At 62.7% G+C, this 25,379-nt stretch carries 31 protein-coding genes and 1 tRNA gene; 20 read left to right on the top strand and 12 right to left on the bottom strand.

The window, feature by feature from the left end; all coding sequences use genetic code 11:
* Nucleotides 1–7: 7 nt before the first annotated feature.
* A complete protein-coding gene (glmS, locus tag ACQY6T_RS06270) occupies nucleotides 8–1,831 on the top strand; it encodes a glutamine--fructose-6-phosphate transaminase (isomerizing) (protein ID WP_428629576.1) in 1,824 nt (607 codons plus the stop codon).
* Nucleotides 1,828–2,241, top strand: a complete 414-nt coding sequence (locus ACQY6T_RS06265) for a GFA family protein (protein ID WP_428629574.1) — start codon at nucleotides 1,828–1,830, stop codon at nucleotides 2,239–2,241. Before glmS ends, ACQY6T_RS06265 begins: the two co-directional genes overlap by 4 nt.
* Before the next feature lie 21 nt (nucleotides 2,242–2,262).
* Here ACQY6T_RS06265 and ACQY6T_RS06260 read toward each other — a convergent pair whose 3' ends face one another.
* On the bottom strand, nucleotides 2,263–2,451 hold the full coding sequence (locus tag ACQY6T_RS06260) for a hypothetical protein (RefSeq protein WP_428629572.1): 189 nt from the start codon (nucleotides 2,449–2,451) through the stop codon (nucleotides 2,263–2,265).
* Between the two features lie 57 nt (nucleotides 2,452–2,508).
* Here ACQY6T_RS06260 and ACQY6T_RS06255 point away from each other — a divergent pair, with 57 nt between their 5' ends.
* Both ACQY6T_RS06255 and ACQY6T_RS06250 read left to right on the top strand, forming a co-directional pair.
* Nucleotides 2,509–3,168: an HAD family hydrolase gene (locus ACQY6T_RS06255; RefSeq protein WP_428629570.1), complete on the top strand. Its 660-nt coding sequence runs from the start codon at nucleotides 2,509–2,511 to the stop codon at nucleotides 3,166–3,168.
* Nucleotides 3,169–3,403: 235 nt separating this feature from the next.
* The gene (locus ACQY6T_RS06250) at nucleotides 3,404–4,273 is read left to right on the top strand and encodes a dienelactone hydrolase family protein (protein WP_428629568.1); all 870 of its coding nucleotides are present in this window, start codon (nucleotides 3,404–3,406) and stop codon (nucleotides 4,271–4,273) included.
* Nucleotides 4,274–4,384: 111 nt separating this feature from the next.
* Here ACQY6T_RS06250 and ACQY6T_RS06245 read toward each other — a convergent pair whose 3' ends face one another.
* The 3 genes from ACQY6T_RS06245 to ACQY6T_RS06235 form a co-directional block, all read right to left on the bottom strand.
* Complete coding sequence (locus ACQY6T_RS06245; RefSeq protein ID WP_428629566.1) at nucleotides 4,385–4,852, bottom strand: DUF411 domain-containing protein; 468 nt, start codon at nucleotides 4,850–4,852, stop codon at nucleotides 4,385–4,387.
* A 63-nt stretch (nucleotides 4,853–4,915) separates the two neighbouring features.
* Complete coding sequence (locus ACQY6T_RS06240) at nucleotides 4,916–5,932, bottom strand: aldo/keto reductase (RefSeq protein WP_428629564.1); 1,017 nt, start codon at nucleotides 5,930–5,932, stop codon at nucleotides 4,916–4,918.
* 63 nt (nucleotides 5,933–5,995) lie between these two features.
* Nucleotides 5,996–6,586: a LysE family translocator gene (locus ACQY6T_RS06235; protein ID WP_428629562.1), complete on the bottom strand. Its 591-nt coding sequence runs from the start codon at nucleotides 6,584–6,586 to the stop codon at nucleotides 5,996–5,998.
* A 73-nt stretch (nucleotides 6,587–6,659) separates the two neighbouring features.
* Here ACQY6T_RS06235 and ACQY6T_RS06230 point away from each other — a divergent pair, with 73 nt between their 5' ends.
* Together ACQY6T_RS06230 and ACQY6T_RS06225 are read left to right on the top strand one after the other, a co-directional pair.
* Nucleotides 6,660–7,112, top strand: coding sequence for an Lrp/AsnC family transcriptional regulator (locus tag ACQY6T_RS06230; protein ID WP_428629560.1), 453 nt, complete (start codon nucleotides 6,660–6,662; stop codon nucleotides 7,110–7,112).
* Nucleotides 7,113–7,239: 127 nt separating this feature from the next.
* Complete coding sequence (locus ACQY6T_RS06225) at nucleotides 7,240–8,226, top strand: LLM class flavin-dependent oxidoreductase (RefSeq protein WP_428629558.1); 987 nt, start codon at nucleotides 7,240–7,242, stop codon at nucleotides 8,224–8,226.
* Here the strand turns inward: ACQY6T_RS06225 and ACQY6T_RS06220 are convergent.
* Both ACQY6T_RS06220 and ACQY6T_RS06215 read right to left on the bottom strand, forming a co-directional pair.
* Nucleotides 8,223–9,146, bottom strand: a complete 924-nt coding sequence (locus ACQY6T_RS06220) for a cation diffusion facilitator family transporter (protein ID WP_428629556.1) — start codon at nucleotides 9,144–9,146, stop codon at nucleotides 8,223–8,225. The two genes, ACQY6T_RS06225 and ACQY6T_RS06220, sit on opposite strands and share 4 nt — an antisense overlap.
* On the bottom strand, nucleotides 9,143–9,583 hold the full coding sequence (locus ACQY6T_RS06215) for a hypothetical protein (RefSeq protein ID WP_428629554.1): 441 nt from the start codon (nucleotides 9,581–9,583) through the stop codon (nucleotides 9,143–9,145). Before ACQY6T_RS06215 ends, ACQY6T_RS06220 begins: the two co-directional genes overlap by 4 nt.
* A 141-nt stretch (nucleotides 9,584–9,724) precedes the next feature.
* On the opposite strand from ACQY6T_RS06215, the gene ACQY6T_RS06210 reads away from it, so the two are divergent.
* The 6 genes from ACQY6T_RS06210 to queE all read left to right on the top strand — a co-directional run bounded on the left by ACQY6T_RS06210 (nucleotide 9,725) and on the right by queE (nucleotide 14,809).
* Nucleotides 9,725–10,912 carry an aspartate aminotransferase family protein gene (locus ACQY6T_RS06210; protein ID WP_428629552.1) on the top strand — a complete coding sequence of 396 codons (1,188 nt, stop codon included), beginning with the start codon at nucleotides 9,725–9,727 and terminating at the stop codon, nucleotides 10,910–10,912.
* Entirely contained in the window at nucleotides 10,909–11,835 is a 927-nt protein-coding gene (argF, locus tag ACQY6T_RS06205) for an ornithine carbamoyltransferase (protein WP_428630388.1), read from the top strand. The genes ACQY6T_RS06210 and argF overlap by 4 nt, the downstream gene beginning before the upstream one ends.
* Before the next feature lie 10 nt (nucleotides 11,836–11,845).
* The gene (locus tag ACQY6T_RS06200) at nucleotides 11,846–12,763 is read left to right on the top strand and encodes an Hsp33 family molecular chaperone HslO (RefSeq protein ID WP_428629550.1); all 918 of its coding nucleotides are present in this window, start codon (nucleotides 11,846–11,848) and stop codon (nucleotides 12,761–12,763) included.
* A 136-nt stretch (nucleotides 12,764–12,899) separates the two neighbouring features.
* Nucleotides 12,900–13,283, top strand: a complete 384-nt coding sequence (locus ACQY6T_RS06195; RefSeq protein WP_428629548.1) for a DUF3617 domain-containing protein — start codon at nucleotides 12,900–12,902, stop codon at nucleotides 13,281–13,283.
* A gap of 197 nt (nucleotides 13,284–13,480) precedes the next feature.
* On the top strand, nucleotides 13,481–14,173 hold the full coding sequence (queC, locus tag ACQY6T_RS06190; protein WP_428629546.1) for a 7-cyano-7-deazaguanine synthase QueC: 693 nt from the start codon (nucleotides 13,481–13,483) through the stop codon (nucleotides 14,171–14,173).
* A gap of 3 nt (nucleotides 14,174–14,176) precedes the next feature.
* The gene (queE, locus tag ACQY6T_RS06185; protein ID WP_428629545.1) at nucleotides 14,177–14,809 is read left to right on the top strand and encodes a 7-carboxy-7-deazaguanine synthase; all 633 of its coding nucleotides are present in this window, start codon (nucleotides 14,177–14,179) and stop codon (nucleotides 14,807–14,809) included.
* Nucleotides 14,810–14,812: 3 nt separating this feature from the next.
* Here queE and ACQY6T_RS06180 read toward each other — a convergent pair whose 3' ends face one another.
* Nucleotides 14,813–15,154 (bottom strand): hypothetical protein, encoded by a 342-nt coding sequence (locus ACQY6T_RS06180; protein WP_428629543.1) that lies wholly within the window; start codon nucleotides 15,152–15,154, stop codon nucleotides 14,813–14,815.
* A 9-nt stretch (nucleotides 15,155–15,163) separates the two neighbouring features.
* Nucleotides 15,164–15,817, bottom strand: coding sequence for a lipoyl(octanoyl) transferase LipB (gene lipB, locus ACQY6T_RS06175; protein ID WP_428629542.1), 654 nt, complete (start codon nucleotides 15,815–15,817; stop codon nucleotides 15,164–15,166).
* A 131-nt stretch (nucleotides 15,818–15,948) separates the two neighbouring features.
* Here lipB and ACQY6T_RS06170 point away from each other — a divergent pair, with 131 nt between their 5' ends.
* Both ACQY6T_RS06170 and ACQY6T_RS06165 read left to right on the top strand, forming a co-directional pair.
* Nucleotides 15,949–16,695, top strand: coding sequence for a glycerophosphoryl diester phosphodiesterase membrane domain-containing protein (locus tag ACQY6T_RS06170; RefSeq protein ID WP_428629541.1), 747 nt, complete (start codon nucleotides 15,949–15,951; stop codon nucleotides 16,693–16,695).
* 67 nt (nucleotides 16,696–16,762) lie between these two features.
* Nucleotides 16,763–17,626: a hypothetical protein gene (locus tag ACQY6T_RS06165; protein ID WP_428629540.1), complete on the top strand. Its 864-nt coding sequence runs from the start codon at nucleotides 16,763–16,765 to the stop codon at nucleotides 17,624–17,626.
* Between the two features lie 54 nt (nucleotides 17,627–17,680).
* Here the strand turns inward: ACQY6T_RS06165 and hemF are convergent, their stop codons facing one another.
* Entirely contained in the window at nucleotides 17,681–18,547 is an 867-nt protein-coding gene (gene hemF / locus ACQY6T_RS06160) for an oxygen-dependent coproporphyrinogen oxidase (RefSeq protein WP_428629538.1), read from the bottom strand.
* Nucleotides 18,544–19,002 carry a tRNA (cytidine(34)-2'-O)-methyltransferase gene (locus ACQY6T_RS06155; RefSeq protein ID WP_428629536.1) on the bottom strand — a complete coding sequence of 153 codons (459 nt, stop codon included), beginning with the start codon at nucleotides 19,000–19,002 and terminating at the stop codon, nucleotides 18,544–18,546. Before ACQY6T_RS06155 ends, hemF begins: the two co-directional genes overlap by 4 nt.
* Nucleotides 19,003–19,224: 222 nt before the next feature.
* Between ACQY6T_RS06155 and petA the strand changes: the two genes are divergently transcribed.
* Genes petA through ACQY6T_RS06135 form a run of 4 tightly spaced genes read left to right on the top strand, consistent with a single transcriptional unit; the run spans nucleotide 19,225 to nucleotide 22,500 of the window.
* Nucleotides 19,225–19,782, top strand: a complete 558-nt coding sequence (gene petA / locus ACQY6T_RS06150; protein WP_166941599.1) for a ubiquinol-cytochrome c reductase iron-sulfur subunit — start codon at nucleotides 19,225–19,227, stop codon at nucleotides 19,780–19,782.
* 13 nt (nucleotides 19,783–19,795) lie between these two features.
* Entirely contained in the window at nucleotides 19,796–21,082 is a 1,287-nt protein-coding gene (locus tag ACQY6T_RS06145) for a cytochrome b (protein WP_428629534.1), read from the top strand.
* Nucleotides 21,083–21,113: 31 nt separating this feature from the next.
* Nucleotides 21,114–21,923 carry a cytochrome c1 gene (locus ACQY6T_RS06140; protein WP_428629532.1) on the top strand — a complete coding sequence of 270 codons (810 nt, stop codon included), beginning with the start codon at nucleotides 21,114–21,116 and terminating at the stop codon, nucleotides 21,921–21,923.
* Nucleotides 21,924–21,945: 22 nt separating this feature from the next.
* A complete protein-coding gene (locus ACQY6T_RS06135; protein WP_428629530.1) occupies nucleotides 21,946–22,500 on the top strand; it encodes an adenine phosphoribosyltransferase in 555 nt (184 codons plus the stop codon).
* 47 nt (nucleotides 22,501–22,547) lie between these two features.
* Here ACQY6T_RS06135 and ACQY6T_RS06130 read toward each other — a convergent pair whose 3' ends face one another.
* Nucleotides 22,548–23,081, bottom strand: coding sequence for a lysostaphin resistance A-like protein (locus ACQY6T_RS06130; protein WP_428629528.1), 534 nt, complete (start codon nucleotides 23,079–23,081; stop codon nucleotides 22,548–22,550).
* A 376-nt stretch (nucleotides 23,082–23,457) separates the two neighbouring features.
* Nucleotides 23,458–24,231 (bottom strand): DUF1134 domain-containing protein, encoded by a 774-nt coding sequence (locus ACQY6T_RS06125; RefSeq protein WP_428629526.1) that lies wholly within the window; start codon nucleotides 24,229–24,231, stop codon nucleotides 23,458–23,460.
* 242 nt (nucleotides 24,232–24,473) lie between these two features.
* On the opposite strand from ACQY6T_RS06125, the gene ACQY6T_RS06120 reads away from it, so the two are divergent.
* Together ACQY6T_RS06120 and ACQY6T_RS06115 are read left to right on the top strand one after the other, a co-directional pair.
* Nucleotides 24,474–24,565, top strand: a tRNA-Ser gene (locus ACQY6T_RS06120).
* Nucleotides 24,566–24,727: 162 nt separating this feature from the next.
* Nucleotides 24,728–25,372: a PepSY-associated TM helix domain-containing protein gene (locus tag ACQY6T_RS06115; RefSeq protein WP_428630387.1), complete on the top strand. Its 645-nt coding sequence runs from the start codon at nucleotides 24,728–24,730 to the stop codon at nucleotides 25,370–25,372.
* Nucleotides 25,373–25,379 lie beyond the last annotated feature (7 nt).

Genomic DNA, 25,379 nt, shown 5'->3' with positions numbered 1-25,379 from the left:
GACCAACATGTGCGGAATCATCGGAATCATCGGCAAGGACCAAGTTGCGGACCGCTTGGTAGATGGCCTGAAGCGCATGGAATATCGCGGCTATGATTCGGCGGGGGTGTGCACCGTCGAAGGCGGGCAGCTGGTCCGCCGCCGCGCCGAGGGCAAGCTCGCCAATCTTGTCAAGGAGCTGGCGAGCAATCCCGCCACCGGACTCGTCGGCATCGCCCACACGCGCTGGGCGACGCATGGCGCGCCGACAACGAGCAACGCGCACCCGCATGCGACGGGCGAGGTCGCGCTGGTCCACAACGGCATCATCGAGAATTTCAAGCCGTTGCGCGAAGCGCTGCAGGCACGCGGCCGCACGTTCGAAAGCGAGACCGATACCGAAGTCGTCGCGCATCTCGTTTCGGAACAGGTCGAGGCCGGCAAGTCGCCGCAGGATGCGGTGAAGGCGGTCCTGCCGCAGCTGCGCGGTGCCTTCGCGCTAGCCATCGCATTTCGCAGTAATCCCGACCTGCTGATCGGCGCGCGGCTCGGCTCGCCGCTCGTCGTCGGTTATGGCGAGGGCGAAACCTATCTGGGCTCGGACGCGCTCGCGTTGGCGCCACTCACGCAAAAGATCGCGTATCTCGACGAAGGTGACTGGGTTGTTATCACGCGCGAGGGCGCGCAGATCTTCGACGCCGACAACAATCCGGTGACGCGCGAAATCACCACCTCCGGCCTGACCGCGGCGACGATCGAAAAAGGCAATTACCGCCACTTCATGCAGAAGGAGATTTTCGAGCAGCCGACCGTGGTCGCGCAGACGCTCTCCTCCTACATCCGCCCGCTCGAACAGACCGTCGCGCTGCCGCAGATGGATTTCGACCTGTCGAAGATCGACCGCATTACCATCGTCGCGTGCGGGACCAGTTTCTATGCTGGCATGGTCGCGAAATATTGGTTCGAGCAATTCGCGCGCGTTCCCGTCGATATCGATGTCGCGTCGGAGTTCCGCTACCGCGACCCGGTGCTGCAACCCGGCGGGCTCGCGCTGTTCATCTCGCAGTCGGGCGAGACCGCCGACACGCTCGCGGCGCTCCGGCATTGCAAGGCGAACGGCCAGACGATCGCGGTCGTGGTGAATGTGCCGACCAGCAGCATGGCGCGCGAGGCGGACCTCCTATTGCCGACCCACGCGGGTCCCGAAATCGGCGTCGCCTCGACCAAGGCGTTCACCTGCCAACTCGCCGTGCTCGCGGCGCTCGCCGCGCATCTCGCGCTCAAAAAGGGCAAGCTCAGTGCTGTCCAAGAGCATGAGATCGTCAAGCATCTGATCGAGGCGCCCGCCGCGCTGAACGCCGCGCTGAGCCATGACGAAGAGATTGCCGGCATGGCGCACCTCGTCGCCCCCGCGCGTGACGTTCTCTATCTGGGTCGCGGCCCCGACTATCCGCTGGCGATGGAGGGCGCGCTGAAGCTCAAGGAAATTTCGTATATCCACGCCGAAGGCTATGCGTCGGGCGAAATGAAGCACGGCCCGATCGCGCTGATCGACGAGGCCGTCCCGGTAATCGTCCTCGCGCCGTCAGGCCCGCTGTTTGAAAAGACCGTCAGCAACATGCAGGAAGTGATGGCGCGCGGCGGCAAGGTCGTGCTGATTTCGGACGCCGATGGCATCGCCGAAGCGGGCGACGGCTGTATGGCAACGATCGAAATGCCCAAAGTCCACCCGCTGATCGCGCCGTTGGTGTATGCGGTGCCGGTGCAACTGCTCGCGTACCATGTCGCGGTGGCGAAGGGGACCGATGTGGACCAGCCGCGCAATCTGGCGAAGTCGGTTACGGTTGAATGAGCTGGCAGACGACCTGCCATTGCGGCGCCGTCTCGGTGCGGCTCGCCAAGGCGCCCGAAGAGATTGCCGAGTGTAATTGCTCGCTGTGCTTTTCGCATGGCATCCTGTGGAGCTATTATTCGCCGCGCGATGTCGTGATCGAGGGTGAAACGCGCACCTATAATCGGGCCGATCGGGAGAACCCCAATTCGGACCTGCATTTCTGCGCGACCTGCGGCTGCACGACGCACTGGTCGGCGACCGATGGGCTGATCGAGCGCATGGGCGGCGAAGTCGATCTGATGGGCGTCAACATGCGGCTGTTCGCGCCGGCGCAGCTTAGTGGGTTGAAGCTGAGCTTTCCTGAAGGTCGCGACTGGTCGGGGGAGGGGCCATGGGGTTATGCGCGCGACCATGAGGTCATGCGCTGACCGCTTTCTGTCGTCGGCATGTTACCCCGCCGCATTCGCCTGCGCCAATATCGACTCCGCGACGTCTTCGATCTTGCCCGCGACCAGCAACGGGGCGCCGCCGACCATGCCGACCTGCGTCTGGCCATTTTCATAATCGCGGAGCCAGGCGACATTTTCGGCGACGACCAGATAATTGCCGCCGCGTGATTTGAGGTCGATGAATTTCATGGGTGTCTCCTGTTGGTCGAAGCTCTAGGCGGCAATTATGAAGATTGTAGGATTCGCATGAGTTTCGCCGCGATCATTTTCGATTTCGATGGCGTCATCGCCGACAGCGAAGTGCGCGCAAACCAGTCGCTCGCCGAAAGCCTGACCGCGGTCGGCATGCCGTCGACCTATGACGAGTGCCTGCGCGACTATTATGGCCATAACTGGCAGGAAACGCAGCGGCGCATCGAGGCGCGTTTTGGCCGCCCGCTGCCCGTCGATTTCCGTGAGACCCACCGCGAGCGGGCGCGTGGTCGGTTCATGGAGGGGTTCGACGCCGTTCCCGGTGCAGCCGATTTTCTGGGCGCGCTGGGCACGATGCCGCGCGCGATCGCCTCGTCCAGCCGCGCCGAATATATCGGCTGGGCGCTGGGGCGGTTCGGTCTGGATCATCATTTCGGCGGGCATGTGTACAGCGCCGACGGGTGGGACCGCGGCAAGCCGCACCCGGACATCTATCTCGCGGCAGCCAGGGGGCTTGGGGTCGATCCGGCACGCTGCCTGGCCGTCGAGGATTCGCCGACCGGGGCGCAATCGGCGCTCGCGGCCGGGATGACCGTCGTCGGCTTTTGCGGTGCGGGACATATCATCGACCGCGCTGCGCATGGCGACATGCTGCGCGGGGTCGGCGTGCATCATGTGGCGATGACATTCGATGAGGTCGCTCGTTTCGCCTGACACGGCCCGTCCTCATTCCCGGGAAAGCGGGAACCCGGTGAGCGGACGTCGCAACTGGGTTCCCGCTTTCGCGGAACTGACGAGAGCAAAAGTTGCCTAAAAATCTCTGTCCTACAAAAGCTTGCACGGGTAAGCTTTGATCCCTGCCCGCATGACGGGGCTGAAAAGGCGACTCCAGAGTGAAGTTGCGCAGTTTTCTGCCGCTTTTCGAAAAGCGCCCGCAAGGAGAGCGACGATGTGCAATGAATTTACCGAAGCCGATCTCGACCGGGCTGGTCTGTCGGTCGGCCGCCGTGGCTTTGCCGCGCTGGCGGGGGTCGGCATGCTCGCGGCGGCGCTGCCCGCGCGGGCGATGGCCGGCAAGCCCGTGAAGGGCCGGGACGTTTCGATCAAGACCGCAGACGGCACCGCCGACGCCTATTTCGTCGCGCCGGCGACGGGCAAGCACCCCGGCGTGTTGATCTGGCCCGATATTCGCGGTCTGCGCCCCGCTTTTCGCCAGATGGCCGACCGGCTTGCCGGTGACGGCTATGCGGTGCTGTGCGTCAATCCGTTCTACCGCTCGGCCAAGTCGCCGGTCGTCCAGCCGGGCGATGATTTTTCGGACCCGGCGATCCGCGAACGGCTGAGCGGCTATGCGAAGCTGTTGGGGAAGGATGCCGTGCAGCGCGACGCGACCGCGCATCTGGCGTTTCTCGACGCGCAAAAAGAGGTTGATACCAAGCGCAAGCTGGCTACCACCGGCTATTGCATGGGCGGCCCGATGGTCATTTACACGGCAGCGCAAACGCCCGCGCGCGTTGGGGCCGCGGCAAGCTTCCACGGCGGCGGGGTCGGCAGCGACAACCCCGACAGCCCGCACCTGCTGATCCCTGCGACGAAGGCGGGCTATCTGTTCGCGATTGCCGACAATGACGACCAGAAAGATCCCGAGGAAAAGAACCGGCTGAACGCGGTGCTGACCCCGCGCAAACAATGGCACGAGGTCGAGGTGTACAAGGGCGCGATGCACGGTTGGTGTCCGCCCGACGGCCGCGCTTACAACGAGGCGGCTGCGGAGAAAGCGTGGGGGCGGATGCTGGAACTGTTCAAGGCGAGCTTGTAAGGCGCCTTTCAATCCGTTCGTGTGGAGCGAAATCGAGACATCCCAAAGGCGCATCGTGGCCGATGGGCATTTCGACTTCGCTCGATGCGAGCGGAGAGGGTGGGGCTGTGCTCAATGCGCGTGCGCGCCGCTGCTGGCGGCATAGCTGGCGTAAACGCGCTGTCCGCCCGTGCCAAAGGTCATGACCGTATAGGCTTCGCGATGGTCGCCATGCTCCATGCCGGGCGAACCCATCGGCATTCCGGCGACGGCAAGGCCTTTGACGCCTTTCGGCTTTTCGCGCAGCAAGCGGGCGATTTCTTTGGCGGGGACATGCCCCTCGATCACATAGCCACCGACCAGCACGGTGTGACAGCTGCGCAGCGCCTGCGGCACCCCCTGCTTGTCCTTGACGGCCGCCATGTCGGCGGCGTTGACGACCGTTACTGGCGCCTTGAACGACGCCTTGACCTGCGCCAGCCATTTCAGGCAGCAACCGCAACCCGCGTCGCGGAACATCGTCGGATTGGCGGCATGGGCGGAGGCCGTTGCGCCGGTCAGAAGGGCGAAGGCGAGCAGCGAGCGACGAAAGCGCGACATGGGAACGTCCTTCATGTTGATGGCCGGGCCAGAATAGCCGCACCGACGCGGCGCGCAACCATGTCATCCCATCGGATACAGGATGTCCTTGCTGACCTGGTGCAGCGCGCGCATCACCTCGTCGCTCAGCACCAGATCCATCGCATCGAGGATCGGCTGGACCTGCTCGTCGGCACTCACCCCGACGATCGTCGAGGCGACGAAGTCATGCTGCTTCGACCAGGCGGTCGCCATCGTCACCGGGTGCAGTCCCGCATCGGCGGCGATCGCCAGATAGCGTTCGGTCGCGGCGAGGCTCTTGTCGTTGACGAAGCGCTTGCCCATGGCGGCCTGCCGCCCCTCCATCGCAAGATAGCGCGAAAAGCGCGCCCCGTCGGGCGCGGCGCCGCCCTGATACTTGCCCGACAGCACTCCGCCCGCCAGCGGCGAATAGGGGATCAGGCTGACTCCTTCCTGGCGGCACACCTGCTTCAGCTCGTCCTCGAAACGGCGGTTGTTGAGGCTGAAGTTATTCTGGATCGTGTGGTAGCGCGCAACGCCAAGCTTTTCCGACGCCGCGAGCGACTTCATCAGCCCCCAGCTCGTTTCGTTCGAGCAGCCGAGGATGCGAACCTTGCCGACGCGAACCAGTTCGTCGAGCGCATCCATCATCTCGTCATAGGGCGCGTCATGATCGGGCCAGTGGGTCTGGTAGAGATCGACATAATCGGTTTGCAGCCGCGTCAGGCTATCGTCGATCGCCTGGAAGATGTTCTTGCGGTCGAGCGCGGTCATGCCGCCCCGGCACGGCGACTTGAACCACACATGGCTTGGCCCGGACACCTTGGTCGCAAGGATGATCGCGTCGCGCGGCTTGGTCTTCAGCCAGCGGCCGACGATCTCTTCGGTGCGGCCGACCCATTTGACGTCGGGCGGCACCGGATAGCCCTCGGCCGTGTCATAAAAATTGATCCCGGCCTCGAAACAGCGGTCGAGGATACGGAACGCCGCGGTCTCGTCGGTCTGACTGCCGAAGGTCATCGTCCCCATGCAGATGTCGGACACATGGATGGCGCTCTGGCCCAGGCGGCGGCTTGGCATGGTTCGGTTCTCCGATCAGGGGAAGGGAGCGCCGTGCATAGGTTGCGAACCGCAACCTTGCAATCAGATCAGCAGCGCGAGCGAGCAGACGAGCAAGGCCGCCATCGTCCAATTGAAAGCGCGTAGCCGCGCCGGGCTCGACAGCCACCCGCGCAGCACCTGACCCATCACGGCCCACAGGCTGGTCGAGGGCAGATTGATGATCCCGAACACCACCGCGACGAGCAGCACCGCGCCCGAATTGCGGTCGGGCGCGTAGAGCGCAATCGCGGTCAGCGCCATCGACCAGGCTTTCGGATTAACCCACTGGAACAGCATTGCCTGGACAAAAGTCATCGGCTTGCCGCGCGCGCCGGTTTCGGTGTCGGGGGCGGCGGCATTGGCGATCTTCCACGCGAGCCACAGCAGATATACGACGCTCACGACCTTGAGGACGGTATTGAGGATCGGGAACAGGTCGAACATGCCCATCAGGCCGACCCCGACGAGGACGATCATCAGCGTAAAACCGAACCCGACGCCGAGGGCGTGCGGCACGGTGCGGCGCAGGCCGAAATTGACGCCCGACGCCATCAGCATCATATTATTCGGTCCCGGCGTGATCGACGAGACAAGCGCGAAGGCGGACAGGGCGAGCAAGGTGGTCTGGTTCATGCGCGCAACATAATGCGTTTCTGCGAGGTACGGGTTGCAAAGAATGGCGCAGATTGCTTATCATATGCAATCTATGAGCAAGTTAGACGATATTGGCCGCAGGATATTGCGCGAACTGTCGCAAGACGGGCGAATCTCGAACCTCGAACTCGCCGAGCGCGTCGGGCTGTCGCCTTCGGCGTGCCTGCGGCGGGTGCAGGAGCTGGAACGGAGCGGGGTGATCACCGGCTATCGCGCCACCATCGATCCCGCAAAGCTGGGGTTGAGCTTTCTGGCTTACGTCACCGTCGGGCTGTCGACCCACACCAAGAAGGCGCAGGCTGATTTCGAGACGGCAATGGCGGAGGCGCCGGAAGTGCGCGAATGCCACAATATTACCGGGGCGATCGAATATCTCCTGCGGATCGAGACCGCGGATCTGGCGGCGTACAAGCATTTCCACACCGAAGTGCTGGGAGTGCTGCCGCAGGTGCATTCGATCAGCACCTATGTGGTGATGGATTCGACAAAGGATGAGCGGGCGTAACGCCGTTTCGTCATTGCGAGCGAAGCGAAGCAATCCAGGAGGTGACAAGCCCCCCTGGATTGCTTCGCTTCGCTCGCAATGACGGAGAGAGGTTGAACGTCGGCCCCCGCCACCGCATATCAGTTGCATGACAAAACTCTCTTTCCTCGACCTCGTGCCCGTGACCGACACCGGCAGCATCGCGCAATCGCTCGCCAACGCCGCCGATCTCGCTCGCCATGCCGAGGCCTTGGGCTACGCACGCTATTGGGTCGCCGAACATCATGGGATGGCAGGAATCGCGAGCGCGGCGACGGCGGTCGTGCTGGCGCATATCGGGCAGGCGACTTCGACCATCCGCATCGGCTCGGCGGGCATCATGCTCCCCAACCACGCGCCAATGGTCATCGCCGAGCAGTTCGGCACGCTGGAAGCGCTGTTTCCGGGCCGCGTCGATCTCGGGCTCGGCCGCGCGCCGGGATCGGATCAGCGGGTCGCGCGTGCGCTGCGCCGCACGCTGGCCAGCGACGAACGGCAGTTTCCGCAGGACGTGCTTGAGCTGCAGGCGTTTCTGGCCGGGGATGAACAGCTTGGGATCGCTGCGATTCCCGGCGCAGGCACCAATGTGCCTTTGTGGCTGCTGGGGTCCAGCACCTTTGGCGCGCAGCTCGCGGCAATGCTCGGGCTGCCCTATGCCTTCGCCAGCCACTTCGCCCCCGATGCGCTGGACGAAGCGCTCGACATTTATCGCCGCAATTTCAAGCCGTCGGCGCAGCTTGCGGCACCTTATGCCGCCGCGGCGTTCAATGCGTTCGCCGCCGACAGCCGCGAAGAGGCCGAGTTGCTGGCGTCTTCGCAGCAACAGGCCTTTGTCGCGTTGCGCACCGGCAATCCGGGCAAGATGCAGCCGCCGCTCGCGGGCTATAAGGACAGCCTCCCGCCCAACGCGCGCGCGATCCTCGACCATGTGCTGCAATGTTCGGCAGTCGGCACCGCCGACGACATTGCGGCAGGACTGAAAGCTTTTGTCGCGCGCACCGGGGTTGATGAGGTCGTCATCGCATCGTCGATGTACGACCATGACGCGCGCAAACACTCGCTTGCGTTGACGATGGAAGCGGCAAAGCGGCTTTAGACCGACCCGTCTTTCGATTCTGGCCGGAAGTTCAGGCTGGCGAGCCGCCAAGCCGGTCCGCTGCCCGTCAGCTCTTCGGCAGTCGGAACGACGTCGGGCGACGCGCAATCGACTTCGGCGGCGATGTAGCGGCCCGTCTCGCGCAGCCGCACGTCGGCCTTTCCGAACCGCGCCTTGAGGTTCGCTATCAGCTGCGTCGCATCGTCGGACAGTTCGTTCGAATCGAGCGCGCGCGGGGTGCCGTCCAGAAGTTCGGCGACCGCCTTTTCAAGCGCTCCCATCGCGTCCTTGATGATCGACAGCGAAATGAACAGCGCCGCCGTCGCGTCGGCCCACCACCAGCCGAGCGCAATGCCGACGATCCCGGCGATACCCGCCAGGCCCGTCTGCCAGTCGGCTTTCTGCATCAACGCGTCGGTGTGAAGCACCTTGTCGCGGATGCGGACCGCGACCGGTTGTTTGAGGCGGCCCAGAATGAGGGGCGGGATGATCGAATAGGTCAGCGCGGCGATCATCAGCCAGCCGAGCCAGACGGTATGGCCAAACACGGTGACGCCGCCGACGCTGGGATGCTCTTGGCGGATAAGCGTCGAGATGCTTTCATAGGCGAGAAAGCCGCCGACTGACAGCAACGCGGTGGCGGCAATCAGGAATGCCAGACTGTTCGCGCGGCGATAACCAAAGGGAAAGCGATGGTTCGGACGTTTGCGTTCCCAATGCACCGATATCAGAAAGACGAAGGCAGGGACGAGGCTGAGGACATCCTCGATCACCGCGGCCTTCATCGCCTGGCTCGCGCCCATCACGAACCACATCAATATGATCACGCTTGTCGTCCAGCCTAGCGTCCACCATTCCAGCCGCTCGCCACGTTTTACGTCGGCGGCGATGGCGCGCGGAATGCCGCTGTGCAGGCTCATTTCGCCAGTTCAGCGATCGAGCGATCGGTCGCAAAGATGAGGGCGTTTTCGCCGTTGCGCCGGGCAATGCGCAGCACGGGCTGCTTGCCATCGCTGGGCTCAGGATGCCCGACCGGTTTGGACAGTGCGATGCCCGTCTGCCACGGCGAAAGCTTGGCGAAATGACCCACGACCGCGTCAACTTTGCCGTCCTCCAGCCAGTGCAGCGTATGTTCGCCATGCCCCGACAAACGCGTCAGACGTGCGCCGTGACTGGTCGCATAATCTTCAAGCAGAGCCAGCGCCGGGGCGGCGTCGGGTGTCGCGGGCAGGATCGCGACACGCATTTCGCCAGTCTTAACGATCCGCTCGCTGGTTCCCGATGCATCGCGCGGCAATGTCCCGCAACCGGCAAGAGCCAGCAGGACGACCGGCAGCGACAATATATGCAGGTTCATCCAGCGCGAACGCCGGTGCACCGCCTTGGTTGCACCCGCGCGCTGTGTTGACGCACCTCGCGCTGGGGCAGTATAGGGGCGGCCTGACCAAGGGCGGCCCGTCGGGGTCGCCTTTTTACTTTTGCCTGAAAGGTGCCTGCCATGTCGATCACGCCGCTGATGCCCGTTTACCCCCGGTGCGGTGTGCGTCCGGTGCGCGGCGAGGGTGCCTATCTGATCGGCGAGCGCGGCGAACGCTATCTGGATTTCGCCAGCGGCATCGCGGTCAATTTGCTTGGCCATGGCCATCCGCACCTGACCAAGGCGATTCAGGAGCAGGCGGCGACGCTGATGCATGTGTCGAACCTGTACGGCAGCCCGCAGGGCGAAGCCTACGCCGCGCGGCTGGTCGACAACACCTTTGCCGACACGGTATTCCTGACCAATTCGGGCGCCGAGGCGGTCGAATGCGCGATCAAGACCGCCCGCGCTTATCATTCGAGCGCGGGCAACGCCGAAAAGCACAATCTGATCACCTTCAACAACGCCTTTCACGGCCGCACCTTGGGGACGATCTCGGCGACCAATCAGGAAAAGCTGCGCAAGGGTTTCGATCCGTTGCTGCCGGGCTTTGCCTATGCGCCGTTCGACGATCTCAATGCCGCGCTCGACCTGGTCGATGACAATACCGCAGGGTTCTTGATCGAGCCGATCCAGGGCGAGGGCGGCATCCGTCCGGCGTCGCAGCCGTTCCTGCAGGGACTGCGCGACATCTGTAACGAACGCGATCTGATGCTGGTGTTCGACGAAGTCCAGTGCGGCGTCGCGCGCACAGGCTCGCTTTATGCCTATCAGGAATTCGGCGTCACCCCCGACATCATGGCGAGCGCCAAGGGCATCGGCGGCGGCTTTCCGATGGGGGCGTGCCTCGCGACCGAGAAAGCGGCGCGCGGAATGGTTATTGGCACGCATGGGTCGACCTATGGCGGCAACCCGCTGGCGTGCGCCGCGGGGCAGGCGGTGCTTGATGTCGTACTGGAGGAAGGCTTTCTCGACGGGGTTAAAGCGACCGGCGAACGGCTGCGCGGGGCGCTCGATCAGCTGATCCCGAACCACGACCATCTGTTCGAAAGCGTCCGCGGCATGGGGCTGATGCTGGGGCTGAAGCTCAAGTCAGACAGCCGCGCGTTTGTCGCTCATCTGCGCGACAATCACGGGCTGCTGACCGTCGCGGCGGGCGAGAATGTCGTCCGCGTGCTGCCGCCGCTCAACATCGAACAGAGCCATATCGACGAGTTCATCGAAAAATTGTCAGCGGGCGCGGCGAGCTATACGCCGCCCGAATCCTGATGCCGAATTTCCTGAACCTGTCCGACGCGGGCGGCGACGCCGTCGCCGCGATGATCGCCGACGCGATCGACCGCAAGGCGGCGCGCGCCGGCTGGCCAAAGGCGAAGGTCGACGCCGACGCGCCGCTGGCCGACCATGTGCTGGCGATGGTCTTTGAAAAAAACTCGACGCGCACCCGCGCGTCGTTCGACATCGCGATCCGCCAGCTCGGCGGGGTACCGATGATCATGGACGCCGGGGTGACCCAGCTTGGCCGCGGCGAAACGATCGCCGACACCGCGCGCGTACTGTCGCGCTACGCCGACGCGATCATGATCCGCACCGACGATCATGCCAAGATCGAAGAGCTTGCGGAATATGCCAGCGTCCCGGTGATCAACGGCCTGACCGACCTGTCTCACCCGTGCCAGATCGTCGCCGACCTGCTGACCATCGTCGAACAGGGCAAGGCGCTGCCGGGGCTTGAATTGGCATGGCTTGGCGATGGCAACAATGTGCTGTCGTCGCTGATCGAGGCGGCGGGGCTGTTCGGTTTTCACGTTCGCGCGGGCTGTCCGCAGGGATATGAGCCCGACGCCAGCTTTGTCGCGGCGGCGCGGGCGAAGGGCGTTCGCATCGATGTCACCGCCGACGCACGCGCAGCCGTAGCTGGCGCCGATCTGGTCGTCACCGACACGTGGGTGTCGATGGGGCAGGACCACGCCCACAACAAGGTCGCGGCGATGGCGCCGTTTCAGGTCGACGAGCGGTTGATGGCGGATGCCAAGAGCGACGCGATTTTCCTCCACTGCCTGCCTGCGCACCGCGGCGACGAGGTTGTCGATGCGGTGATCGACGGCCCGCAATCGCGGGTGTGGGATGAGGCCGAAAACCGCGTCCATGCGCAGAAATCAATCCTGTTATGGGCATTGGGCAAACTGTGAGTTTGAAATCGTGAGCGACGAAATTATCGAAACCTGGTTCGACCAGCCGTTGCTGTTCACCATCGCCGCGCGCCATGTGCGCGGGCGGCTGGTGCGGCTCGGGCCGACGCTGAACACGATTATGGCGGCGCATAATTATCCGCCGGTGGCCGAAAAGCTGCTTGGCGAGGCGCTGGTGCTGACGGTTTTGCTCGGGTCGACGCTCAAGGACGAAAATGGCCAGATGACGTTGCAGGCACAGACCGGCGGCGGGCCAATCGAACTGCTGGTGTGCGATTATCGCGGCGGCGAACTGCGCGGCTATCTGAAATTCGATGCCGAACGACTGGCGGCGGTCGGACCCGACCCGACGCTGTTCGCGCTGTTCGGCGAGGGGTTTCTGGCGATCACGTTCGATCAAGCGACAACCGCCGAGCGTTATCAGGGTATCGTCCCGCTTGAGGGCGCGTCGATCGGCGAGGCGGCCGAACATTATTTCGAACAGTCCGAACAAATTTCGAGCCTGATCCGGCTCGCGGCGCGCCACGACCATGAGGCGGGCTGCGTCGCCGGCGGTTTGCTGCTCCAGCATCTGCCCGAGGGCGAGATTGGGCGGGACCGATTGCACGTCCGCCACGACACGCCCGAATGGGATCATGCGCGGACGATCGCGGCGACGCTCAAGCCGGAGGAACTGACCGATCCCGCCCATTCGCTGGAAACGCTGGCGTGGCGGCTGTTCCATGAGGATGAGGTGCGGGTCGAGCCGGGCGCGGTTGTGTCGCGAGGTTGCCGCTGCAGCACCGACTATTTCGCGGGTGTGCTGGCGCAATTTCCCGAGACCGAACGGGTGGATATGGCCGACGAAAGCGGTCAGATCGTCGTCGATTGCGCGTTCTGCTCGCGGATTTTTCCGATCCCGCTGGACGAGATTGCCGCACCGGGTTGACGACGAAACGGTTCAATCCAGCGGCCAGCGGTTGAAAAACTGGCCCGGGGTTGCTATCTCTATCGAAACAGGGTCGCGCTTCCGCCCGCACTGGGCATCCGATGGATAGGTGAACATGGCGATCTTCTCTCCCATTTTGCGATGGTCTCTGGCTGCATCCGCGCTGGCGGGCGCCACTGCGGTGCCTGCACAGGCGCCGTCGCTGACGATGCTCGACACTCTGGAAAAGGGCAGCTGGCAGCTGCGCGAACGCGGGAAGGACGCCGTGTTGCAGACGGTTTGCGTCGGCGACGCGCGCCGGATGATCCAGATCCAGCACCCGCGGTCGAATTGTTCACGTTATATTATCGAGGACACACCCAAATCGGTCACGGTACACTACACATGTCCCGGCGCGGGGCACGGCCGCACCAGCATCCGCAACGAAACGAACCGGCTGGTTCAGATCGACACGCAGGGCATTGCAGACGGCAAACCCTTTTCGCAGGCCATTGAGGCGCGCCGCGCCGGGCCGTGCTGAAACGCTTTCGCGGCGCTAACCAGATGTTAACCATCTTGCGCTAGTTGGGAGTGGTGACGCACCGATGTGTGTCCTTCTCCCTAACGGCTTTCATGCCGAACTGGGCCGTGTGGCGATCGTCACGCGGCCCATTTCTTTTGGTGCGCTGCAGCAAACCGCCCCTTGCGCCGATATGAGAGCAGGCGTATCGGGCGCCGATGCAAGAAGTTGCCGGAAAAACCCTGATCGTTCTGTTGTCGGGCGGGCTCGATTCGATGGTGTGCGCGGGGCTCGCGCGCGAAGCTGGCGCGCGGATCGTCGCGCTGACGATCGACTATAACCAGCGCCACCGCGTCGAACTGGAATCGGCGGCACGAATTGCCGAACATGTCGGCGCGGCCGAACATATCGTTCTGCCACTCGACCTACGCCGTTTTGGCGGTTCGGCGCTGACGGCGGACATTGATGTGCCGAAGGACGGGGTCGGCAGCGATGTCCCGGTGACCTACGTCCCGGCGCGCAATCTGATCTTTCTGTCGCTGACCTTAGGTCTCGCCGAAGCGCGGCGTGCGCAGGACATCGTCATCGGGGTCAACGCGCTCGACTATTCGGGCTACCCCGATTGCCGTCCGGACTTTATCGCGGGATTTGAAGACCTGGCACGGCTGGCGACCCGCGACGGTGACCAAGGCGTCGATTTCCGCATTCGTGCGCCGCTGCAGCATATGACCAAGGCAGACATTGCAGCCGAAGCCGCGCGGCTCGGCATGGATGCGGGGATGAGCTGGTCTTGCTACGACCCCGCCCCGGGCGGGCTGCATTGCGGATATTGCGACAGCTGCCGGCTGCGCAGCAAGGGCTTTGCCGACGCGGGGCTGACCGACCCGACCCGCTACGCGATTGGCTCCTGATCGGTGACTTATGCTGTCAAAGAGATTTTCCTGACCCTGCAGGGCGAAGGCGCGCAGGCGGGTCGCCGCGCGGTATTCTGCCGCTTTGCCGGTTGCAATTTATGGACGGGGCGCGAGCAGGATCGAGCCAAGGCGATCTGCAAATTTTGCGATACCGATTTTGTCGGCACCGACGGCACGCTGGGTGCGAAATATGCCGACGCAGCGGCGCTGGCGGCGACGATTGCCGAATGTTGGGGGCAGGGCGGCGACGATCTTTATGTCGTGCTGACCGGCGGCGAACCGATGTTGCAGGTCGATGCGGCGCTGATCGACGCACTGCACGAACAGGGTTTTACAATCGCGATCGAAACCAACGGGACGTTCGCCGTACCGCGCAGCATCGACTGGATCTGCGTTAGCCCGAAAGCGGGCAGCGAACTGGTGCAGATGAGCGGTGACGAACTCAAGCTGGTGTTCCCGCAGCCAGGTAGCGATGTCGAACGTCTCGCGAAACTCGAATTCACGCACCGGCTGATTCAGCCGCTCGACGATCCGAACACGGCCGCGAATGTGCAGCACTGTATCGATCTGGTGATGGCCGATCCGCGCTGGCGGCTGTCTTTGCAGACGCACAAGAGCTTGGGGCTCCGTTAGGCGTCAGTCGCCCTTCTTTGCCGCGCTGTCGGTGGTGACCGCGTTTTTCGCGGCAGGGGCCGGAACGGCGTCGGGGTTTTCTTCGTCTTCGGCGTCCGCGGTTTCATCGTCCGCGCTGTCGGTGTCGGTTTTCGCCGCTTCTTTCTTGGTGCCGTCGTCGGGAACGCTGTTGTCGACCGCGGTGCCGTCGGCGCTGGCATCATCGAGGATGATCATCGAATCGCTGACCGACCCCGGCTGCACCTCGACCGCGTCGAGCTTGGTGGTCGATTTTCCGGCTGGGTCGCCGCTGCCACAGGCGGCGAGGACAAGGAGCGGGAGCGAAGCGAGGAGGATGCGGGTCATGCACCGTTCCTAATCGTTCGGCCTAAGCTTGTCGAGAAAGGCGGGCAGCGACGCTGCGAGCGCGGCATCGACGTCTCCGAACGATGCCGTCTTGCCCAGCGCCGCCAGACTGGTGACGGGAAATTCGGCGATCCCGCACGGCACAATGCCGCCGAAATGCGTCAGATCGGGCGCGACGTTCAGCGAAAAGCCGTGGAGCGTGATCCAGCGCTTCACGCGCACCCCGATCGCGCCAATCTTCGCCTCGCGTCCATCGCGGTCGTCGGTCCAGATGCCAATGCGGCCTTCGGCGCGCCGCGCCTCGACGCCGAGCAGCGCCAGCGCGTCGATTACCCAGCCTTCGAGCGCGGAAACATAGGCGCGCACATCGCGCCCGCGCTGGGTCAGGTCGAGCTGGACGTAGCCGACCCGCTGGCCGGGGCCATGATAGGTGTAACGCCCGCCGCGACCGGCGTCGTAAACCGGAAACTGCGGATCGAGCAGTTCGGCGGGATCGGCGCTGGTGCCGGCGGTGTAGAGCGGCGGGTGTTCGAGCAACCAGATGCGTTCGGAGCGTTCACCGGCGCGAATGGCTGCGGCGCGCGCCTCCATATAGGCCAGCGCGGCGGCGTAGTCGATCAGGCCGGCGGACAGGATCCATTCGGGTTGCGGCAGGTTGTGCATCGCGGGGCTCCTGCCTCGCCGCGGCGCTGCGCGCAAGCTTCTGTGCGCCATTCATCGACAGGGGTGGACAGAAGCGTCGAACAGCGGCACCTTCGTTGATAATCGAGAACGTAGAAAATGACGGGGTATCAATGGTAAAATTCGACATGGGCGCGGCGTGGGACGACAGCGTCCAATTGCTGAAATCGCACACCGCATTGATCGGGGCGATCGCCGGGGTATTCTTTTTCCTGCCGGCGTTGGCAGTGGCCTGGTTCGGCCCGGTGCCGATCGAGCCGCCGGCGGGAGCCAGCATCGACCAGTCAATGGCAGCGCTGCAGCAGACCATTCGACAGATGATTCCCGGGCAGATAGTGGTGGCGTTGAGCACGATTGTCGGTTCCGCCGCGATCCTGCGGCTCTGGTTGGCGCGGAGCGGGATCAGCGTCGGCGAAGCTTTGACCTTTGCCCTGATGTTCTTTCCGACCTTGTTTGCGGTACAATTTCTCTCTGGACTTGCGATCGGGCTGGGTTTGCTCCTGCTGATCATTCCCGGCCTGTATCTGGTCGGACGGTTGACGCTGGCGGCGCCGAGCGTCGCCGACCGCAGCTCCTACAATCCGTTCGAAGCGCTGAAAACCAGTTGGGAGCTCACTCGCAACAATGGCTGGGCGATCTTCTTTTTCCTGTTTCTGGTCACGATCGTGATCTTCATCGCGGCGATGATCGTCGGGGTCGTGGTCGGGCTCATTGCCGGAACCGATGCCGGGATTGGCCGGATGCTGGGCGGCGTGATCGAGGCCGGGTTCGGCGCGATCGGCAGTCTGGTGTCGGTCGCGATATCGGCGGCGGCGTATCGCCAGCTTGCCACGCGGACGCCGCCTGACGTGTTCCAGTAACACTGGCTTGCAGGACGACTTTTTTGGGGAATGGACTTTAGCAACAGGGGGAAGTGACATGATAAAGATGAGCATAGGAGCGGCCTTTTCGGAAACCTTCGCGTTTCTGAAGGCTAATTGGATGCAGATGCTGATGTGGGTTGGCGGCGCTTTGATCGTCGTCGGGCTGCTCGGATATCTGTTCCTGGGTTCCACCTTCACTGCAATGGCGATGTCGGCGGGCGACCCGTCGGCGGCATTCGGTGCTCTCGGCAAGATTTTCCTGTTCGCCCTGATCGCTTCGGTCATCCTTTACGGCGTCTGCATGCTGATCTGGCGCGGCGGGATGCATCCTGGCGAAGCGCCCAATTTTGCGTGGGCCTTTCAGGCCGGACCGGCTTTTGCCTTTGGCATGTTTGTCGTGATGATCGCGGCCTACATCATAATCATTGTGATCATGCTCGTCCTGGGCCTCGTCTTTGGCGCTGCGCTTGGCGGCATGGGATCGATGTCGCCTGACGCGCTGGCATCGGGCGCGGTCGGTGGCGGTGCGATCTTTTTGATCATCATCGTTTATGTCGCGCTGCTCGCATTCATGTTGTGGGTGCAGGCTCGCTTTTCGGTGGCGGGGCCGGTGATGGCTGATCGGCTGACGCGCAATCCGGTTACGGGCTTTGCCGAATCGTGGCGGATTACCGGGGCGTCGCAGTGGAAGATCGTCGGTTTCTACCTGCTCTTCACGCTGGCTATGTTCGCCTATGTGTTCGTCGCCAGCCTGATCTTCGGCGGCATCCTGGGCGCTGTCCTCGGTGGTTCGGTGGTCGGAGCGATCCTGACGATGATCGTGATGGCTGCGGTCGTCTATCTGCCCATCATGATGTTTTCGTTCTCGATGCCGATGGGGATTTATCGCGCCATTGCGCCGCGCGCGTCGGGCGACGTTTTCGCCTGATTGCGTGAATATACAAAAAGAGGGCGCTCCGGAAATGGGGCGCCCCTTTTTATGTCAGCTCCATTTGGCGAGCGGCGGCAGGCTCATCAGGATCGCGTCGATATTGCCGCCGGTCTTGAGCCCGAACAACGTGCCGCGATCATAGACCAGGTTGAACTCGGCGTAGCGCCCGCGCCACATCAGCTGTTCCTCGCGTTCGGCTTCGGTGAAGGGCAGGTTCATGCGGCGGCGCACGATCTGCGGGAAGATGTCGAGGAACGCATCGCCGACCGCTTGGGTCAGCTGAAAATTGCGGTCGAATTCGGCGTCGTCGCCGCATTCCAGATGGTCGTAGAAGACACCGCCGACGCCGCGATGAACGCCGCGATGCGGGATATAGAAATAATCCTCGGCCCATTTCGCATAGCGTTCGTAAACATCGGGACCGAAGGGCGCGCAGGCGGCACGCAGCCGGGCGTGGAACGCGTCGGTATCCTCCTGATAGGGAATCGGCGGGTTGAGGTCGGCACCGCCGCCGAACCAGCGCTTCGTCGTGACCAGGAAGCGCGTGTTCATATGGACCGCAGGAGCATGCGGATTTGCCATATGCGCCACAAGACTGATTCCCGTGGCGAAAAAGCTGGGGTCTTCGCTGGCGCCGTGAATCGACGCCGCGAAATCAGGGGCGAACTGCCCGCCGACGGTCGAGACATTGACCCCGACCTTTTCGAATATCTGACCCGTCATCACCCCGCGGACACCGCCACCGCCACCGCCTTCGCCGATCGCCAGCCCGTCAGCCTCGCGGTCCCACGGCATGTAATGAAAGCGCGCATCGCTGCCCGCTTCGGCCTCGATCGCTTCGAATTCAGCGCAGATCCGGTCGCGGAGCGATTCGAACCAGGTGCGCGCCGTCTGTTGCTGCGGGTCGAGCGAGATCATGCCGGAAAGCCTTTCGTTTGCCTGAGAGCCTCGGCGAGCGCGATGCCAGCGGCGACCGCCACATTCAAGGAGCGAAAGCCCGCCTGCATCGGAATCGCGACCCGTGCTGCCGCCGCGTCATGGACATGCGACGGTACGCCCGAGGATTCGGCGCCAAGCAACAGGATGTCGCTGGGCTCGAAGATGAAGTCGGGCAAGGGCGTTGCGCCAGCCGTGGTCAGCAGCACCAGTCGCTGTCCCGCCGCGACGCTTGCGTCATGAAAGCTGATCCAGTCGGGGTGGCGCCGCACATTAGCCCGCGCCGCATAGTCCATCCCGGCGCGTTTCAGCGCGCCGTCGGAAAATGGAAAGCCGCAAGGTTCGATGATATGTGCGGGTACAGCGAAACAGGCAGCGGTGCGCAGGGTCGTGCCGACATTGCCGGCGATATCCGGCTGAAACAGGGCGATTTCCATGCGCTTGCCATAGCGAGGGGTGGCGCGGGAATCGAGGGGGTTCACCGCCGAGCCGCGACAGGCCGCAAGAAGCGGAAATTGACTGTTGGCAAGCCCGGACTGTGCGGCTATCAGGCCCGCAATTCCCGGAGGGGCCGCCGGGGCGCGCGAATTCGTGCGCGCGCTACAGGGCGGCCCGATTTTCCGAGAAAATTGTCAGTTCACCCATGCAAGGGCAGTCGAATGGCCAGTGAATCCGAACTCAATGCCGGCATCGAAGATGGTGTACGGCGCCGCGACTTCATCAATATTGCGGCCGTGAGTTTCGCCGGCGTCGGCGCGGTGGCGGTGGTGCTGCCGCTCGTTAATCAGATGAACCCGTCGGCCGACGTCCTCGCACTGTCGTCGACCGAAATCGACATTTCGGCGATCCAGCCCGGCCAGGCGATCAAGACCAGCTGGCGCAAGCAGCCGGTTTTTGTCCGCAACTTGGTCGCCAAGGAAATCGCCGAAGCCAAGGCAGTGCCGCTCGGCGACCTGCGCGATCCACAGACGATCGACGAACGGACGAAGCCGGGCAAGGAAAACTGGCTGATTACGCTGGGCGTCTGCACCCACCTGGGCTGCGTCCCGCTTGGTGCCGCCGAAGGCGAAAACCGCGGCGATTTCGGCGGCTATTTCTGCCCGTGCCACGGTTCGCATTATGACACCGCGGCGCGTATCCGCAAAGGTCCGGCACCCAAAAACCTGGTTGTGCCGCCCTATGAATTCACCAGCGACACCGTCGTGACGATCGGCTGAGGAGCGAGATAAGATGAGCTTTCCCTGGGCCAAACCCTACGAACCGACGAATCCGCTGATGAAGTGGATGGACGAGAAACTGCCGATTCCGCGTTTGGTGTATAACGCCACCGGTCCCGGTTATCCCGTCCCGCGCAACCTCAACTATTTCTGGAACTTCGGCGTTCTCGCCGGCGCCGCGCTGATGATCCAGATCATCACCGGTATCGTGCTGGCGATGCATTATGCCGCGAATGCGGGCGTCGCGTTCAATTCGGTCGAGCATATCATGCGCGACGTGAACGCCGGCTGGTTCATCCGCTACGCGCATATGAACGGCGCGAGCATGTTCTTCATCGTCGTTTATCTGCACATTTTCCGCGGCCTGTATTATGGTTCGTACAAGGCGCCGCGCGAGATGGTGTGGCTGCTCGGGGTCGTGATCTTCCTGCTGATGATGGCGACTGCTTTCATGGGTTATGTGCTGCCGTGGGGCCAGATGAGCTTCTGGGGCGCGCAGGTGATAACCGGATTCTTCTCGGCGATACCGATCGTCGGCGAACCCGTTCGCCAGTGGCTGCTCGGCGGCTTCGTCCCCGATAATGCGACGCTTAACCGCTTCTTCTCGCTGCACTATCTGCTGCCGTTCGTGATCCTGGGTGTCATCATCCTGCACATCTGGGCGCTGCATATTCCGGGTTCGAACAACCCGACCGGCATCGAGGTGAAGGACGAACAGGATACTGTCCCGTTCCACCCTTATTACACCGCGAAAGACGGCTTCGGCCTCGGCATCTTCCTGCTGGTGTTCGTCGCGCTGACCTTCTTCAGCCCGAACATGCTGGGTCACGCCGACAATTATATTCCGGCCAACTCGCTGTCGACGCCGGCTCACATCGTTCCCGAATGGTATTTCCTGCCGTTTTACGCGATTTTGAAGGCGTTCACCTTCAACTTCCTGTGGATCGACGCGAAGCTGTGGGGCGTGATCGCGATGTTCGCATCGATCGCACTGCTGTTCTTCCTGCCCTGGCTGGATAGCTCGCCGGTCAAGTCATCGACCTATCGCCCGCTGTACCGTTGGTTCTTCTGGGTTCTGGTTGCGGATGTGTTCCTGCTCGGCTGGTGCGGTATGCAGCCTGCCGAACAGCCGTGGGTCATCCTCAGCCAGATCGGGGCTATCTATTACTTCGCCCACTTCCTGGTGATCCTGCCCATCGTCTCGCGGATCGAACGTCCGCTGCCGATGCCGAATTCGATCACCGAAGCGGTTCTTGCCAAACATGCCCCCGACGCTGCGTCGGGTCCGGCAGCGGCCTGAGCGCCAGACTTTAACAGGAGCTGATACAGCCATGGTTCGCCCGCTCGGATTTCTCGTCGGCCTCGGTTTCATTGCCGCGCTGGTGCTCGCGATTTTCACGACACCGCTCAGCAATGAAGAGAATGTCGCTCATTCGTTTCACAAGCACCCCAAGCATCTGAAGCTTGCGAGCGACGGCTTGCTGCCCCATTGGGACAAGCAGCAGCTTCAGCGCGGGATGCAGGTTTACAAGGAAGTCTGTTCGGCTTGCCACAGCCTGCATCTGGTTGCGTTCCGCGACATTCAGGATTTCGGCTATTCTGAAGGCCAAGTGAAGAACTTTGCCAAGGGCTTCCAAGTTCCGTCGATCAACCCCGACACGGGCGAACCGGCGACGCGCGACGGCCTGTCGTCGGATTATTTCCCGTCGCCTTACGCCAACGAAGTAGCCGCGCGCGCCGCGAACAACAATGCGTTGCCGCCAGATCTCTCGCTGATCACCAAGGCGCGCGAAGGCGGCAAGGATTACGTCTATTCGCTGCTGACCGGGTTCCAGAACCCGCCGAAGAACCTGCCCAAGGAACTTCAGCCGAGCACCGGGCTGCATTTCAACCCCTATTTCGCGAACCTAAACCTTGCGATGGCGCCGCCGTTGACCAAGGGTCAGGTGACCTATGCTGATGGCACGACCGCTTCGGTCGATCAGATGGCGAAAGACGTCACAGCATTCCTCGTGTGGACCGCCGAGCCGAAGTTGGTGAAGCGGGTGCAGGTTGGCTATGCCGTATTCTTCTTCCTACTGATCTTTACCGTGCTCGCATATCTGTCGTACCGCAATATCTGGGCCGACAAGAAGCATTGAGGGAGAGGGGAGGGCGACCGACGTGATCGCCCTCCCGCCCCAGCCCGACCTTGACCTGGCGTCGCTGGTCCGTACCATTCCGGACTTCCCCAAGCCGGGTGTTCAATTCCGTGACATCACGACACTGATCGGCGACGCCGCCGGTTTTGCCGAAAGCGTGCGCCGATTGAGCGCGCTGGCTGCTGCGCACTGCCCGGATCTTATTGTGGCGGTCGAGGCGCGCGGCTTTTTGTTCGGCGCCGCGATGGCAACCGCGATGGGGCTGGGCCTTGTCCCGGTGCGCAAGGCGGGCAAATTGCCCGGGGTGACGATCGGTGTCGACTATGAACTCGAATATGGCGTCGACCGACTGGAACTGCACGAAGGTGCGGTGCTGCCCGGGCATCGTGTCGTGCTGGTCGACGATTTACTCGCGACCGGCGGGACGATCCTCGCGACCGCAGAATTGATGCGCAGCGTCGGGGCAGAGGTGGTCGCCGCGCTGTTCGTCATCGACCTTCCCGATCTGGGCGGTTCGCAGCGGCTGGAAGCCGCCGGGTTGCATTGTGAGACGCTGATCGCCTTCGACGGGGATTGATGCGGCATATCCTCGAAGTCACTTGACTACCAATCTGCGTGGGACGGCTACTCGGCGTCCAGAAAAAGAGCGGTAAAGGTCAAGGTGTCGATCACCCCGTGAAGGAAGATCAAGGGCCACAGGTTGCGTTTGAACAGCAGGAACATGGCGCCGAATGCCAGGCCAATACCGCAGGTGACAATCGCGCCGCGCATACCCTGATAATAGTAATGTCCGTAGCCAAAGATCAGGGCAGAAATCACCACGGCAGCAGTCGTGGTAACCTTGCCGCCAGCGAATGCTGTTTGCAGCCTGCCGATCAAATAGCCGCGAAAGAACATTTCTTCCCCAAATGCCGCCGCAGTCCACACAATTGCGAGCCACAGCAGATAATGCGGCCAGCTCCCGGCAACGTCGCCCCAGCGATCCTCGATCCCCACAGGTATTTCGTTCATGAAATCCAACCCGATGGCTGGCGCGCCGATCGTTGTGACGGCTATCACCGCAGCGAAAGCGATCAGCGTCAGCAACGCCTGCGGTATGACCATCAGCTTGGCCCTCAGGGTCGGCAATGGGAGCAGCCCGATGGCGGACCAGTCCATGCCCCGCGCTCGCATATAGAGGGTGAGCAGGCGAGCGTCAGCAGCAGCGAGACTGGCCCCGCATAACGCCAGAGAATAAGGCTTATCAGATATTTGGATAGGAATGCGAAAGCGACGAAGGCTGCTACCTCAGTGAGAATTCCAAGGCGTGCGGCGGCCATGCTCGGCTGATTGATTTCCAAACCATCCATGCAGCTTTGTGTGTTGGCGAAGTAACACTTTCAAGTCGACGCTATGCCCCGACTTGGCAATGGTGATCGACTGTTTTCAAAAAGGTCTGAATATCCGCGAACCGTCAGACCACTGCTCTATCTGCCGACAACGAAAAGGCCCGCGCTGGAGCGCGGGCCTTTTTGCTGCTGAAAAGATGGGTTGGCTAGAACGGAACCCAATTCTGCTTCTTACGGAATTTCATATAGCCGACGTTCGCGCCCAATCGCGCGCCGACGCCGACGCGGATCGGGATCAGGACGACGTCGCCGCGGCGCAGGTAGCTGGCGTTGAAGCCGCCCAGCAGATAGGCGGCGCCTTCGCCGGCGGGATAGCGCTTATAAAGGTCTTCGCTGTCGAAGAGATTATAGACGAGGACAAAGGTGTTGCCGGCATTGGCGCCCGCGTCGAAACCGATCGACGGTCCGGTCCAGTAAGCTGGCAGTTCGCCCTCGATCTTGTGGTGGAGCGTCCCCGAGCCGTAGCGTACCCCGACCACCAGCGCGCCGCCTGCTTCGCGGCCGACGATATAGGCGTTCGGTTCACCCTGCTTTTTCAATATGTCCTCGATCAGACCAGCCAGACCCTGCGCGCCTTTGCCGAACACGCCCTCGGCGGCGCCGATCAAATCATCCTGTTTATAGGTCGCGGTGTCTTCGGTAATGACCGTCGTGGTCGTCATGTCGCTGGGGGTTGCGGTGCCATTGACGGGCGCTTCGCTTGTCTGCTGGTCGCCCGTCGCAAGGTCGCTGTCATAATTTATGATCTCGCCAGAGGTGTCGCTCGACACCGGTGGCGGTGGCGTGGGGTTGTCGAGATCGGAATCGATCGTGCTGTTCGGATCGATTTCGCGCATTTGCGCCGCAGCGGGAACCGGCGACAACGCGAGGCCGAGCGAGGCCAAGGTTGCCAAGGCAAGGCTGGTGAACGTCTTTCGCATATTGGACCCCCAAATTTCGAACGGCGCGCGCGCGCCGAAACAGTCGTTAATCATGACTCGGTTTGCGCGGCGGGCAATGAACCGGCGATGACCCGAGTCGAATTTGCGCCAGACCGAATCGATTGCGCGACAAAATGCCGCTCCGCCCCGCAATATTACGCAATCTTAGGCGTTGCGGGGCGCGAGGTGCATGGCTATAGCGACCCGCCTAGGCCAACTGCTGTTAGCGCGGCAGACCATGCGGAGACGTGGGTGAGTGGCTGAAACCAACGGTTTGCTAAACCGTCGTGCTGTGAATGCGGCACCGAGGGTTCGAATCCCTCCGTCTCCGCCACCTATTTCTATGAAAGTCAAACGCTCCCCGCGGGGCGTCACGCCGCAATCTGCGCGCTGGATAGTTTCGGCCCTGTCGTGCCGCATGAGCTGGAATAATTATTGTAATTGCGAATCGTTCTCGATAATGCCGCTTCATCATTCTTTTCTAGAACCCCAGAAAATGCACGCACCCACCTCTTTTCGCCCGGCGATCAGGAAAAGCCGGAAAGCCTTTTGGCTGAAGCAGCTCCACATGTGGCACTGGATGAGTTCAGCCGTCAGCTTGATCGGCCTGCTGTTGTTTGCGATCACCGGGTTCACTTTGAACCACGCCGCCGACATCGAGGGTACGCCGGTAGTTACCGAAAAGTCGGCGCAGCTGCCGCCCGCACTATTGGCCCGGCTTGCTGCGGCAAGTCCCGCCGACGCCAAGGCGCCGCTGCCCCAACCGGTCGCTGATTGGGTGGAAGAAACTTTCCCCGTCAAAGCATCAGGCGTGGCCGAATGGTCGGCCGATGAAGTCTATCTCGCCGCGCCGCGCCCCGGCGGCGACGCGTGGGTGGCGATCGATCTTGCGACCGGTGAGGCAGCGAGCGAGGTCACCAGTCGTGGCTGGATCTCGTACCTCAACGATCTCCACAAGGGGCGTAATTCGGGCGGCGAGTGGAGCCTGTTCATCGACATCTTCGCGTTTGCCTGCCTAGTCTTTGCTTTCACCGGCTTAGTCCTCCTCTGGCTGCATTCAGCCAAGCGGAAGAGCACTTGGCCCCTCGTCGCCGCGGGGCTCGCCATTCCCGCGGCCATCGCCATCATATTCATTCATTAGGGAGACC

This window comes from Sphingopyxis sp. (assembly GCF_965279725.1).
Lineage (GTDB): Bacteria > Pseudomonadota > Alphaproteobacteria > Sphingomonadales > Sphingomonadaceae > Sphingopyxis.
This window is presented reverse-complemented; position numbering and strand designations above follow the sequence as displayed.